Below are 13955 nucleotides of genomic sequence, written 5' to 3'. Positions count from 1 at the left end.
GAATGAATGGCGGACAAATAGGTAACGTAGACTTAGTAAAACAGCTAAACAGCGCAGCAGTTTACCGGCTGATTGATCAGCAAGGGCCAATATCGCGAATCCAAGTCGCCGACGTCAGTCAGTTGGCACCTGCGAGCGTTACAAAAATTACCCGCCAATTACTCGAGCGCGGCCTTATCAAAGAGGTCGCTCAACAAGCCTCTACCGGCGGACGCCGAGCAATCTCACTAACCACTGAAGTCGAACCCTTTCATTCTGTCGCAGTGCGTCTAGGTCGCGATTATATTCAGTTCAGTTTGTATAACCTTGGTGGCAAAGAACTTGTATCCGAATATCAAGAGTTCTTCTACACCACTCAAGAAGACTTAGTCGACGGTCTGACTTCTCACCTAAAAAGTTTTATTCAATCTAACCAAACCGTGATCAATCAGTTGATTGCGATTGGTGTTGCCTTGCCTGGCCTAGTCAACCCAGAAACTGGGGTTGTCGAATACATGCCGAATATCAGCATCGATAACCTTGCGTTAGCAGAGCTGATCGAAAACACCTTCCATGTTCAATGTTTCGTCGGTAACGATGTGCGCGGAATGGCACTGGCTGAGCATTACTTTGGTGCCAGCAAAGATTGCCAAGACTCTATCCTAGTCAGCGTTCACCGCGGTACTGGTGCTGGTATCATCGTTAATGGTCAGGTTTTCCTTGGCTTCAATCGCAACGTCGGAGAGATTGGTCATATTCAAATAGACCCTCTTGGTGAACAATGTCAATGCGGCAACTTTGGATGTTTAGAAACTGTTGCAGCTAACCCGGCGATCGTTGATCGAGTGAATAAATTGATCAAGCAGGGTTATGAATCAAGTTTGACCGAACTCGAAAACATCACCATCCAAGACGTTTGTGACCATGCCAATATGGGTGATGAGTTATCTAAGCAAAGCTTAGTTCGTGTTGGCAATCAGCTCGGTAAGGCGATTGCTATCACGATCAACTTGTTCAATCCGCAGAAGATTGTTATCGCAGGGGACATCACTCGCTGCGAAGAGATTATCTTTCCAGCGATTCGTCGCAACGTGGAAAACCAATCACTGACCACCTTCCACAGCGGCCTGCCTATTGTGGCTTCAGAAATTGATAAGCAGCCTACCATTGGCGCCTTTGCAATGATAAAACGTGCGATGCTTAACGGCGTTTTGTTACAAAAATTGCTCGAAGATTGATCTAGTAAGCAATCAGTTGAGCTACAATAACGGGTTACAATATGTAGCCCGTTTTTTATTAGGACAAGAATAAGAATCATATGGAACTCATCTTAATCTCTGCCGCATTTCTGGCCGGATTCATAACGCTCAAATGCAACTTGCCACCTTTAGTTGGCTTCTTACTAGCTGGTTTTGGTTTGCATGCTGTCGGCTTCGAGAGTAACGACACCATAGTGACATTGGCTGATCTTGGCGTCACTTTGCTGTTGTTCACCATTGGTTTAAAGCTCGATATAAAAACCCTGTTGTCTAAAGAAATTTGGGCTGGTGCAACTCTACATAACCTTTTATCTACTCTACTTTTTTGCGCTGCCCTATTCTGTTTTAAATTTCTCGGTGTCAGCTCTCTAGCCAGCATGTCAATTGAGCAATTATTGTTGCTTGGTTTCGCTCTCTCTTTCTCCAGTACCGTATTTGCCGTTAAATCACTGCAAGAAAAAGGCGAAATGAACTCAACCTACGGTACGATGGCCATTGGCATTCTAGTCATGCAGGACATCTTCGCAGTAGTCTTCCTGACAGCTTCAACTGGCAAGCTACCTGAGTGGTACGCCATTGCACTCTTTGCTCTGCCATTATTGCGCCCTGCTTTTTATAAGATGCTCGACTGGGTTGGCCACGGTGAAATGTTGGTCCTATTCGGTATTTTCTTTGCGCTTGTCGTAGGAGCTGGGTTGTTCGAGCTTGTAGGCATGAAACCTGATTTGGGTGCTCTGATTCTAGGTATGCTTCTCGCTGGGCACCATAAGGCCTCTGAGCTGTCCAAATCGCTATTTAACTTGAAAGAGCTATTTCTAGTTTGTTTTTTCCTTAATATCGGACTCGCAGAACAGCCAACCATGTCAGGTTTTGCTTTAGCAATCTTGTTCCTGCTATTACTGCCTTTGAAAGGCATCCTGTACTTTGTGGTACTCAACGCGTTTAAATTCCGCGTCAGGACCTCACTTTTGACCACCTTAAGCCTATTTAACTTTAGTGAATTTGGCCTGATCGTAGGTGGACTGGCCTTTAAAATGGGCTGGATGGGAGGCGACATACTCGTCGCTTTAGCATTGGCAGTCTCGATTTCCTTTGTTCTGGCATCACCACTTAATCGTAAAGGTCACGAGTTATACCGCCGCTCTGGTCGTTGGTTAAAAGAGCATGCAGCAGAAAAGCTCCACACACGAGATCAGCTTATCAATCCGGGGAATGCGCAAGTGCTTATCCTCGGCATGGGACGCATTGGTACAGGTGCCTACGATGAGCTGCGTGCGCGCTACGGCAAAATTAGCTTAGGTATCGAGGTAAGAGACGATGCAGCACTCCAGCATCAAGCGGAGGGTCGTAACGTCATTGCAGGTGATGCGACCGACCCAGACTTTTGGGAGCGTATTCTCGATACTGCCAACGTAAAATTGGTGCTTCTCGCTATGCCTCATCACCAAGGGAACCAAATTGCACTAGAGCAGTTACAGAAAAAAGAGTTTAAAGGACAGATTGCTGCTATTGCCGCCTACCCTGACCAACTCGAAAGCCTGAATGAGGGAGGCGTTGACGCGGCGTTCAACATCTACAGTGAAGCGGGCAGCGGTTTTGCTCGACATGTGTGTGAACAGCTTAAACCAACCTTCAATACCCCCTAATTTCTCTTTTATAAAGGCAGCACTCACGCTGCCTTTTTCTTTACTGACACCTCAAGTCGTTCAAAAAACGAACCAAACATAGATTTCATTCACCAGGCGGTGGTTAATATTAGATAAAATTTAACAACAACCTTACTAGTTAAACTTTTTCATCAGTGACTGTTGATTTTTTTAATCAAAATGGCAAATTGAAGTCAGCAGATTAAATAAGGTTTATAAGGAAGTTGTATGTGTTCTATCTTCGGTATTCTAGACATCAAAAGTGACGCTCAAGCTCTTCGCCCTGTAGCGCTAGAAATGTCTAAGAAACTTCGTCATCGTGGCCCTGACTGGTCAGGTATCTACTCTTCAGAAAAAGCAATTCTAGCTCACGAACGTCTAGCCATTGTTGGCTTGAACAGTGGCGCACAGCCTCTGTACAGCGCCGATAAGAAACACATCCTTGCTGTAAACGGTGAAATCTACAACCACAAAGAAATCCGTGCGCGCTATGAAGGTAAGTACGATTTTCAAACCGACTCTGACTGTGAAGTCATCCTGGCGCTTTACCAAGATATGGGTGCAGACCTTCTCGAAGAGCTCAACGGTATTTTCGCATTCGTCCTATACGATGAGGAGAAAGACACATATCTCGTTGGTCGTGACCACATTGGCATCATTCCGCTTTACCAAGGTTACGATGAGCACGGTAACTACTATGTCGCTTCTGAAATGAAAGCACTGGTGCCAGTATGTAAAACCGTCAGCGAGTTTCCTCCTGGTTGTTACTACGGCAGTGGTGATGCAGAGCCTCAACGCTATTACATCCGTGACTGGAATGAGTACGCGGCAGTTCAAGGCAACTCCACCAGCAAAGAAGAACTGACTGAAGCACTTGAAGCTGCAGTTAAGCGCCAGCTCATGACAGACGTACCTTACGGTGTACTTCTCTCTGGTGGCCTGGATTCTTCTATTACTTCAGCGGTTGCAAAGCGCTTTGCTGCAATGCGTATTGAAGACGATGAAAAATCAGAAGCATGGTGGCCGCAACTTCACTCGTTTGCGGTAGGTCTTGAAGGTGCTCCAGATCTAAAAGCAGCACGAGAAGTGGCAGACAAGATCGGCACGGTTCACCACGAGATGACCTACACGATTCAAGAAGGTCTCGATGCCATCCGTGACGTTATTTATCATATTGAAACCTATGACGTAACAACCATCCGTGCTTCAACGCCAATGTTCCTAATGGGTCGTAAGATAAAAGCGATGGGCATTAAGATGGTACTGTCTGGTGAAGGTGCCGATGAAATCTTCGGTGGTTACTTGTACTTCCACAAAGCGCCAAACGCAAAAGAGTTCCACGAAGAGACGGTTCGTAAGCTGCTTGCTCTCAACATGTTCGACTGTGCACGTGCGAACAAATCACTTGCGGCATGGGGCGTTGAAGGTCGAGTGCCTTTCCTAGATAAAGAATTTATCGATGTGGCAATGCGCCTAAACCCAGAAGATAAGATGTGTGGTAACGGTAAGATGGAGAAACACATCCTGCGTGAGTGTTTCGAACACTACCTACCAGATTCAATCGCATGGCGTCAGAAAGAGCAGTTCTCTGATGGTGTCGGATACAGCTGGATCGATACACTCAAAGAAGTGGCTGAAGCAAAAGTCTCTGACCAGCAAATGGAAACGGCTGCTTACCGCTTCCCTTACAACACGCCGACCACAAAAGAAGGCTACGTGTACCGTGAAATCTTTGAAGAGCTGTTCCCGCTTCCATCAGCGGCAGAATGTGTCCCTGGTGGCCCATCAGTAGCTTGTTCTTCAGCGAAGGCGATTGAATGGGACGAGTCATTCAAGAACATGGCTGACCCATCAGGTCGTGCTGTACAAAGTGTTCACAACGACTCATATTAATCAAGATAAATTCTAGAGAGGCTCATTGAGCCTCTTTTTTTATTGCACTACAAACGTATTCAATCACTGAAGCACAACCCGTTTGCTCACTTCCCAATCGCCTTCTCTCAGCACCACCTACTTCTGTTTGCTTTCTAATGTGACAGCGTATTGTAAAAATAATAACCTCGATTTTGGAAACTAAGTTTGTAGCACGTTATTTTTCAAGCAACCCAGAAAAATATCTCTTTTATATCAGCAACTTAATTTAAAACCATAAATAAAACTTATAACCCAAGCTATTGCAGATATATCCACTGAGGAGTATACGTAACAACAAATAAAATCTTTAATAACAATCATTAGTAATACTTATGACAAACCAACATCAACAATTTTTTGGCCACCCTCGTGGCTTGTTCCTTTTGTTCGGTACCGAGCTGTGGGAGCGTTTTTCCTACTATGCAATGCGTGCAATCCTTGTTCTTTACCTTACCGATGCAACACTTGACGGTGGTTTAGGCTGGTCGACTAAAGATGCTTTGGATCTCTACGGCATCTATACTGGACTCGTTTACATCACTCCACTTATTGGCGGATGGCTAGCCGATAACTACCTCGGACAACGCCATTCTATTCTTATTGGTGGCGCTTTAATGGCCGTCGGCCAATTCACCTTAGCCATGCCAGCAGATATGTTGGGACTAGGTACTGTACACACCTTTTACCTCGGCCTTGCGCTTTTAATTGCGGGTAATGGCCTATTTAAGCCAAACATCTCAACGATGGTGGGTGACCTGTATCAGGAAGGTGACAATCGTCGCGATGGTGCGTTTACCATTTTCTACATGGGCATTAACTTAGGTGCGCTGCTAGCGGGCGTCATTGCAGGTTCTGTTACTGATGAATTTGGCTGGAAATCTGGCTTTATTGTCGCGGGTATCGGTATGCTTATTAGCCTGGTTATGCAGATGACTCTTGCTCAGTCATGGCTTGGAGACATTGGCCGCGAGCCAGCTGCCAAGAGAGATTTGGCAATCAAAAAATCCTCTAAAAAAGAGCCACTGACGAAAGAAGAATTTGACCGCATCAAAGTTATTTTAGTGATGAGTCTGTTCACTATTGTCTTCTGGGCTGGTTTTGAGCAGGCGGGTGGCCTGATGAACATCTACACCCAGCAGTACACAGATCGTATGATTGGCGGCTTCGAAGTGCCTGCGGCTTGGTTCCAATCCCTCAACCCATTCTTCATCATTACACTTGCTCCTTTGCTTGCGGTGCTTTGGGTTAAGCTCGGTAAACGTGAACCTAACTCACCAGTCAAATTTGCACTCGCTATGTTCTTCCTCGCACTTGGCTTCCTATGTATGGTCGGTGCCGTGATGGAGCAAGGTGGCGACACCACTGTCAAAACCTCCATGCTATGGCTAGTTGGCGCTTTCTTCTTCCATACCCTCGGTGAGCTTTGCTTGTCTCCAATCGGTTTGTCATTAGTCACTAAGTTAGCCCCACTCCGTCTGGCCTCTCTGATGATGGGCGCGTGGTTCGGCTGTAATGCGATTGCTAACTATGTTGCTGGCTACGTTGGCTCACATGTTGGCGAACTTGGCGCATTTGCTATCTTTAGTGGCATCGCGGTAACCGCGATCATATCTGGTGTCATTTTGCTCTTGTTCTCAAACACACTAGTTCGATGGATGCACGGCGCAGAATCGCCAATCAGCAATGCTGAGCAAATCGAAGAGCAGCAAACTCAAATCGCTTAGTCGCTGCTTCAGATATAAAAACGCCCGGCCAATAAGTGGCCGGGCGTTTTTGTTTGCCTTTCCCCTACCGGAAAGGGAGAGAAATCATTTCACGCTAGTCACGCGGCTTGTCTTCTCGCCTGTTGCAGATACAGAGCGAATAAACACTTCACCTTCCACATTTGGACGAGCATTATCTGCATAAGTTAGCCAGTTTTTGCCGTCTAGAGAGTATTGAAGCTTCACACCAGGGAACTGAACGTTCATTGAAAGCGTTCCATCTTCTACTTTCGCACCTGGTACAGGTAGGCGGTAGTCGATACCTGATTTCTCTAGCTTAGCCAGTTCACGTTGACCAAGTACGTTCGCAAAGCGGTTGTAGTCTTGTTTTAGCGCAGCTTTGTCTACTAGGTTAGAATTTTGCGAGTATTCAACACCCACTTTGTAGTCGTTTTCCCAATCAGCATGGTGCCATGCACGCTCAGCGGCTGCTAGTACGCGAGGGAATACCATGTACTCGTATTGCTCATCGTTACGTACTGTCTCAGACCAAAGCTGTGCTGATAGACCGTAGAAAGGTTTCGCTTCGATTTCACCTTTACCAGTGAAGCCATTGCCATCACGGTCTACAGAGGTTTCTGCGTTCTGAGGCATGTTCTCTGGTGCAAAACCAAACATCTTACGAGTATCTGTTGCACGCGTTGCCCAGTAGTAACCACGCTCTTTCGGGTCAACTTCGTATGGCATGTCCATGTACACGTAGTCTGGGTTAGAAACGATCACGTCGTAACCTTTCTTAGACCACTCGTACACTGATGATGTGCCACCCCAGTAAAGAACGTCCCAGAAGTTAACGCGCGTGTTTTCTGTTGCGAACGCTTTCTCACCTTCACTGTATTTAAGGCCATCTTGCCAAGCTTGGAAGTTTGGAATGCCCTTCTCTGCCACAATCTTAGACACTTCTTCTGCAAAGTGGCTTGGTAGATGAGCAAAGTCGCTTACTGTACCGTCTGCAATTAGCGTCTGACATTGTGGAGATTGTGCGAATGGCTTGTCTTGTTTCGACAGGTCAATCGTACCCTTCCAACTTACTTTGTCTTCAGCGTTCACATCTTGGAAACCAGCGCCTAGCTTGATGTTCTTCGCTTCATCACCACCAAAGTGCCATGTTGTTAGCGGTGTACCCGCTTCTTGGTGCATTGCTGCTACTTCTGAAATCACTTTATCAACAAAGCGAGTTGAAGATTCCATACATGGGTTGATGAAGCTTTGCTTGTTGTAGAACTGAACCGTCGTTACGTTCGATGTATCTTGAGGATCCATCAGGCGGTACTCGTTCGCTTCTGCTTCTTTACCTTCTTCCATTAGGCGGTCGTAACGTGCTTCCATTGATACCACTGCTGCACGAGCGTGCGCTGGCATATCAATTTCAGGAATCACTTCGATGTTACGCGCTTTCGCGTACTTCAAGATGTCCACGTAGTCTGCTTTGCTGAAGAAGCCAGAACCAAAGTTGTCTGTCGTTGCGCCTGAGCCAAGCTGAGGCAGTAAACAGCTTTTCTCTTCCAAATCGAAACAACGGTTAGCACCCACTTCAGTCAGCTCAGGCAGACCCGGGATTTCTAAACGCCAGCCTTCATCATCTGTTAGGTGAAGGTGTAGTTTGTTCATCTTGTACGCTGCCATTTGGTCAAGCGTTGCAAGGATTACGTCTTTAGAGTGGAAGTTACGAGCCACGTCTACCATCACGCCACGGTAATCAAAACGCGGTGCATCTTTAATAGACAGTTGTGGTAGAGAATCAGCATTTGGGCTATCTACCAGGCCAAAGATAGATTGTACTGCGTAGAAAGCACCTGCTTGGTCAAACGCTTTAATCACAATACCGTCGCCTTTGATGCTCATTTCGTAAGCACCAGGTTTTGCTAATTCACCGGTGAAGTCTGCAGGAACAACAGTGACGCTTACAGGAAGATCACCACGAACATCCACACCTACCACTTCTGCACGATCTTGAATTGCTGCGTATTGAGTCGCATCGAATGCGTCTTTAGGCAGCGCAATGCCCGCCGCGATATCTACCGTACCTTTACCTGCTTCAACAGACATTGGTGTTGGTAGTAACGTGGTTGATACGTCTTGTTTTGCTAGGTCTTCGTTCTTCTCGAAACGAGACACAGCGTTTGCAAATACGTTGTTGTCATCTGGCGTACGTTTTAGGTTGTTACCCTCAAGGCCCGTCACGAAAGATGCAACATCTTCTGTGTTAAGAGAAGCGATCATCTTAGACTCTGCATTTGGTGCAGCAACGAACGCGCCTGGCATGAAGTCAGTTTCAAATAGCTGCCAGTATTCAGCAACAAGAGGAAGCACAACCTCTTCACCCGCAGCAAAACCATCAAACTTATCTGTTGGTTCTAATTTGTGTAGGTCACCCGTTACGCGAGAGATTTTGAACTGCTCGTTTTCAACATCCAAAATCAGACGAATACTGTGGAAGTAAATAGCCCAATCTTTAGAGTCAACCGCTTCACCTTGGTTAACTAGCGTCATGTTTACTTTGTTACAAGACGCCCACTCAGCGCCCATGTCTTGACATGCAAGACCTTCATTTGCGCCGTGGTTAGTCAACACTTCATATTGAATATCAAGATTACTGGCGAGCGAATTAACGACACTTTGCTCGTTAGATTGAAACGCAGAGCAACCCGCTAGTGATGCTACAATCGATACCGCGATCAGACTTTGTTTAAACATCTTACTTACCCCAACACGTAAATAGAGCCGAAAAAGTCAGCTCGAAAACTAAGAATAGAAACAACATATCTCGATTTATTTTTAGTCGTAAAATTAAACTCTAGTGAAAGTGATCGTGTTCAAAACTCAAGATTTATAAAAACAAAATGATATTTAAAAACAAAATCTTACAATCTACGTTAAAATCAACACAAATCATTTGACGGTATTACTGAGAATTTGATCACACCTATTCATAACAACAACAAATGAATTAGAACTTAGATCACAAGACAGCAATCATCCGATTACGCTAAGCTAGGATGTAAAATAGAAAAGTGTGATTTTAGACGCAATTTGCTCTCGTTAAACCACGTCAAAACCTAACCATTTCAACAAATTTTCCGTAAGGCGACAGACCCTATGTATAAATTTTGTCTACTGTTTCTGGCTCTGGCTATCTCAACCTCCTCTGTAGCAGAACCTCTTTACTGGCAGGCTCAGAAGGGCAAACTCAACTATTTAATTCTGGGTTCAGTACATGTCGGAGATGAAAGCATGTACCCACTGCCTCAAACAATCACTGAACGGCTTAAGTCCAGTGACGGGCTAATCATGGAAACAGACATACGCAAAACACAAGGGGTCAGCTACCCGCCCGTGACATTACAGACCAAAGATGTCTTGAGCCCAGCACAACAAAGCGAGCTTAAAGGGATAGCTAATCTACTTAACATGGACCAACAACAGTTGATGCTGTCCCCGCCATGGGCAACCGCGCTGGCATTACAGATGAAACAAATCGAGTATCTCGGCTACCAGGCTGCTTATGGCATTGATACTCATTTGATGTACAAAGCTACTGTCCAAGACATTCCCGTTATTAGTTTGGAATCGCTTCAGTTTCAGATTGATTTACTCACAGGGCAAAAAGAAGCGGGTAAAGAGCTATTGGTTAGCGCTATTGAAGAATTTGACCACTCAGAAGATGCCACTCACTGCCTGATAGAAAGTTGGAAAGCGGGTGATTTGGATAAGTTAAATGAATTCGCCAGCCTGACAGAAATGTCTCCAGAGTTTGAACAGAGTTTTATGACCCAGAGGAACATCGACTGGGCGAAACAACTGTCAGAACCAAGTTGGTCCCCCAAACGCAAGGGCTCTTACGTGATGGTTGTCGGTGCATTACATCTGATTGGTGAGCAAAGTGTTTTGAACTTGCTCAAAGATAGTGGCTTTAAGGTATCACAACTTTCGCAGAGTAAGGCCGCGAACTGTGAGTTTGAGTATTAGTCGTTGCAGCAATAAGTCTGCTGTTGAAACGAGAAAAGCCCGCTCAAATAGCGGGCTTTCTTATATATGGTCGCAAAGAGCCAGGTTCTAATATCAGACGAACCCCACTTGGGTTCTAACCCTGTTACCTATGCTCTAAAACGACGAAAGCCTGCTTTAAAAGCAGGCTTTCTTAATGTGGTCGGTGAAGAGGGATTCGAACCCCCGACCCTCTGGTCCCAAACCAGATGCGCTACCAAGCTGCGCTATTCACCGAGATGTTTCTTCGAGCTGATTGCCCGTCAACGAAGGCGTATATTACGGATTCTGATCGTTAACGCAAGCCATTTTACTAAGTTTTTTTACATTTAGGCTTGTTTGACTAAAACACCACCAATGGGTGATAAAATGTGAGCACAAACACAGCACAAGAAACAAATACGCAACCAAAACCATACAATTGATCCAGATCAGTGCCGGTATTGTAACCGTCTATTAATTTAATCCATGTCATCACTATTTTGGATTTGGAGGAAACATGGACTTTTGGCTGAATCTCCTGTTTGGTAATGCAGTTGGACTATCTTCAATGCTAGTCATCTTTGGGGCTTTAGGTCTTATGCTTTTTTATGGCGGTTACTTCATATACAAAGTAATGAACGACAAATCTCCTCACTAGATCGCTTAGCCCTATTTTCGAATAGAGTATCGCTATGCACCGAAGTAGATTCTCTGTCTACTTCGGTTTTTTATTTCCAGTAACCTAAATCTCTGCACCATTATTGGCTGTCATAGGTATAATAAGTTTACCGATTCCCTACTCTGAGATGCAGTTATGTCTCACGATGATGATTTCGCTTTGTTCCAAGAAATGATGGGTGACGTAACACCAATCAAACAAGATACAACCGAACATAAAAAACACCATAAGGTCACTGAAGCACAGCTTGCTAAACGCGAAGCCGCTATCTGGTTAACCGAAGATGACCCAGAATATTTGTCAGTAGACCATGCTCCCATGCTGAAGCCTGAAGACCTCATCGAGTTTAAGCGAGATGGTGTTCAGGAAGGCGTCTACCGAAAGTTACGCTTGGGCAAATACCCCATCCAAGCCCGTCTTGATTTGCACCGCCGCACCTTGAAGGAAGCTCGGGATGAAGTGGTTAAATTCCTCAAACAGTGCATAAAAATGGATATCAGAACGGTCGTCATCGTTCACGGCCGTGGTGAGAAATCTAATCCACCAGCCCTAATGAAAAGCTATGTAGCACAATGGTTAGAACAAATTCGCGACGTACAATGCGTTCATAGTGCACAGCGCTTTCATGGTGGCAGTGGCGCTGTTTATGTCATGCTGCGCAAAAGTTCAGATAAGAAACTCGAAAACCGAGAACGTCATCAAAAGCGTCTTGGTTAACCACTATATCTTCTAGGTAATATTAAACTTACTCAGATGACATAACAGTGCTAGAATGTTCAGGCAGCCTAACGGGCTGCTTTTTCATTTTTAGATTAATGCCGTTGTGAAACGTTAGAGAGAACAACATGTCACAAGATCCCAAACGCTTAAACAAATTCATTAGTGAGACGGGCTTTTGCTCACGCCGCGAAGCCGACCGCCTGATTGAACAAGGTCGTGTCACGATTAATGGCAAAATCCCTGAAATGGGGACTAAAGTTCTACCGGGCGACGATGTTTGCGTTGATGATAAGCCGATCAGCGCCGTAACAGACAAGCCTGTTTATATCGCTTTGAATAAGCCGACTGGCATCACCTGTACCACAGAACGTGATATTCCCGGCAACATTGTTGATTTCATTGGCCACAAGAAGCGTATCTTTCCTATCGGTCGTCTAGACAAACCATCTGATGGCTTGATCTTTCTGACCAATGACGGTGATATCGTCAACAAGATTCTCCGTGCCGGCAACAATCACGAAAAAGAGTATGTTGTCCGTGTCGATAAACCCATTACTGAACAGTTCATCAAAAAAATGAGCTCGGGTGTGGATATCCTCGATACCACAACGCTTCCGTGTAAAGTCAGTAAAGAAACAAAGTTCTCTTTCCGCATTGTCCTCACTCAGGGCCTGAACCGACAAATTCGTCGTATGTGTGAAGCTCTGGGTTACGAAGTATTCAAGCTTCGTCGCGTTCGCATTATGAATATCACCCTCGATGGAATCCCGAACGGTCAGTGGCGCTACCTAAGCGACGACGAGATCGGAGAAATTCTCGCTATGTGTGAGTCATCGAGTGGCACGGAAGACGCCTCAAAAGTGGATGCACGTGGTCGCAACATTCGCAAAGCGACTGACGCCAAGCTATTTGACAGTCGTGAAGAAAATCAGGAGTCGAAAGCTCGCCGTAATCAAAAGCAGCGCACCTTCAAAGGCAAAAATGCCGAAGAATTTCGCCATGCTCCTAATTCTAAAAAAGGGCGGGGAGGAAAATCCGATTCCAAATCTAAACCGAGCACCAATAAAGGCAAAAGCGTCTACAAGCCAAAGTCAGATAAGCCCGCTCAGCGACCATCGAACAAGCCTCGTACAGGCGGTACATTAAGTTTGAAGAAATAGTCGTTTAGCGCAACATGATCGTAAAAAAGGGAGCCAATGGCTCCCTTTATAATTTTCTTTCAATCTTCGATTTATACTGTACCGAAGATCTTATCGCCTGCATCACCAAGACCAGGAACGATGTAGCCTTTGTCGTTTAGCTTCTCATCGATAGCCGCAGTGAACAGTTCAACATCTGGGTGTGCTTTTTCTAGCGCTTCAATACCTTCTGGAGCAGCAACAAGCACAAGAACCTTGATAGACTTACAGCCTTTCTCTTTCAGCAAATCGATCGTAGCGATCATCGAACCACCAGTAGCTAGCATTGGGTCAACAACCAGAGCAATACGCTCATCCATGTTTGAAGCAAGCTTGTTAAAGTATGGTACTGGCTCTAGTGTTTCTTCATCGCGGTAGATACCAACAACACTGATACGTGCGCTTGGCATATGCTCAAGAACACCATCCATCATACCAAGACCTGCACGCAGGATTGGCACAACCGTTACTTTCTTGCCTTTAATCTGGTCTACTTCTACTGGACCATTCCAACCTTCAATGGTTACTTTCTCAGTTTCAAAGTCTGCAGTTGCTTCGTAAGTCAGTAGGCTACCAACTTCAGTTGCTAGCTCACGAAAGCGCTTAGTGCTGATCTCACCTTCTCTCATTAGACCAAGTTTGTGTTTAACAAGAGGGTGTTTTACTTCAACAACTTTCATTTCCATCTCCGGATACATAGGTGATTTTTAAACAAACCTTCAGATTATAAACGATTTCGTTCTCAATTTCTTGCGATAGAACAAAAGAAAAAACCAGCGCAAACGTTTGCTATATTGGTTTGTCCGCTGTTAGAATAGCGCCGATTTCATATCCAACTTTCAAACTGA

The 13955-nt window shown here is 45.3% G+C and carries 10 protein-coding genes and 1 tRNA gene; 8 read left to right on the top strand and 3 right to left on the bottom strand.

Annotation, left to right across the window (positions count from 1 at the left end):
* The first annotated feature begins 2 nt into the window (after nt 1-2).
* The 4 genes from nagC to IX95_RS02695 all read left to right on the top strand — a co-directional run bounded on the left by nagC (nt 3) and on the right by IX95_RS02695 (nt 6522).
* Entirely contained in the window at nt 3-1217 is a 1215-nt protein-coding gene (gene nagC, locus IX95_RS02710; protein WP_038156576.1) for a DNA-binding transcriptional regulator NagC, read from the top strand.
* 80 nt (nt 1218-1297) lie between these two features.
* The gene (locus tag IX95_RS02705; RefSeq protein ID WP_021456477.1) at nt 1298-2884 is read left to right on the top strand and encodes a cation:proton antiporter family protein; all 1587 of its coding nucleotides are present in this window, start codon (nt 1298-1300) and stop codon (nt 2882-2884) included.
* Nucleotides 2885-3112: 228 nt separating this feature from the next.
* A complete protein-coding gene (gene asnB, locus IX95_RS02700) occupies nt 3113-4777 on the top strand; it encodes an asparagine synthase B (protein ID WP_038156573.1) in 1665 nt (554 codons plus the stop codon).
* Nucleotides 4778-5130: 353 nt separating this feature from the next.
* Nucleotides 5131-6522, top strand: a complete 1392-nt coding sequence (locus tag IX95_RS02695) for a peptide MFS transporter (protein ID WP_038156571.1) — start codon at nt 5131-5133, stop codon at nt 6520-6522.
* Between the two features lie 84 nt (nt 6523-6606).
* Here the strand turns inward: IX95_RS02695 and IX95_RS02690 are convergent, their stop codons facing one another.
* The gene (locus IX95_RS02690; protein ID WP_038156569.1) at nt 6607-9258 is read right to left on the bottom strand and encodes a beta-N-acetylhexosaminidase; all 2652 of its coding nucleotides are present in this window, start codon (nt 9256-9258) and stop codon (nt 6607-6609) included.
* 402 nt (nt 9259-9660) lie between these two features.
* Here IX95_RS02690 and IX95_RS02685 point away from each other — a divergent pair, with 402 nt between their 5' ends.
* Complete coding sequence (locus tag IX95_RS02685) at nt 9661-10530, top strand: TraB/GumN family protein (protein ID WP_038156567.1); 870 nt, start codon at nt 9661-9663, stop codon at nt 10528-10530.
* 178 nt (nt 10531-10708) lie between these two features.
* Here the strand turns inward: IX95_RS02685 and IX95_RS02680 are convergent.
* A tRNA-Pro gene (locus IX95_RS02680) sits at nt 10709-10785 on the bottom strand.
* Nucleotides 10786-11047: 262 nt separating this feature from the next.
* Here IX95_RS02680 and IX95_RS25790 point away from each other — a divergent pair.
* The 3 genes from IX95_RS25790 (at nt 11048) to rluF (ending at nt 13089) form a co-directional block, all read left to right on the top strand.
* Nucleotides 11048-11188 carry a DUF3149 domain-containing protein gene (locus IX95_RS25790; protein ID WP_006959603.1) on the top strand — a complete coding sequence of 47 codons (141 nt, stop codon included), beginning with the start codon at nt 11048-11050 and terminating at the stop codon, nt 11186-11188.
* Between the two features lie 156 nt (nt 11189-11344).
* Nucleotides 11345-11926: a DNA endonuclease SmrA gene (gene smrA / locus IX95_RS02670; protein ID WP_006959604.1), complete on the top strand. Its 582-nt coding sequence runs from the start codon at nt 11345-11347 to the stop codon at nt 11924-11926.
* Between the two features lie 128 nt (nt 11927-12054).
* Nucleotides 12055-13089: a 23S rRNA pseudouridine(2604) synthase RluF gene (rluF, locus tag IX95_RS02665; protein ID WP_038156565.1), complete on the top strand. Its 1035-nt coding sequence runs from the start codon at nt 12055-12057 to the stop codon at nt 13087-13089.
* Between the two features lie 71 nt (nt 13090-13160).
* On the opposite strand, the gene upp is transcribed toward rluF, so the two are convergent.
* Nucleotides 13161-13787 carry a uracil phosphoribosyltransferase gene (upp, locus tag IX95_RS02660; RefSeq protein WP_019275559.1) on the bottom strand — a complete coding sequence of 209 codons (627 nt, stop codon included), beginning with the start codon at nt 13785-13787 and terminating at the stop codon, nt 13161-13163.
* Nucleotides 13788-13955 lie beyond the last annotated feature (168 nt).

The organism is Vibrio sp. B183, from assembly GCF_000740665.1.
GTDB lineage: Bacteria > Pseudomonadota > Gammaproteobacteria > Enterobacterales > Vibrionaceae > Vibrio > Vibrio coralliilyticus.
The sequence above is the reverse complement of the archived record's forward strand: the minus strand, read 5'-3'. Positions and strand labels throughout refer to the sequence as shown.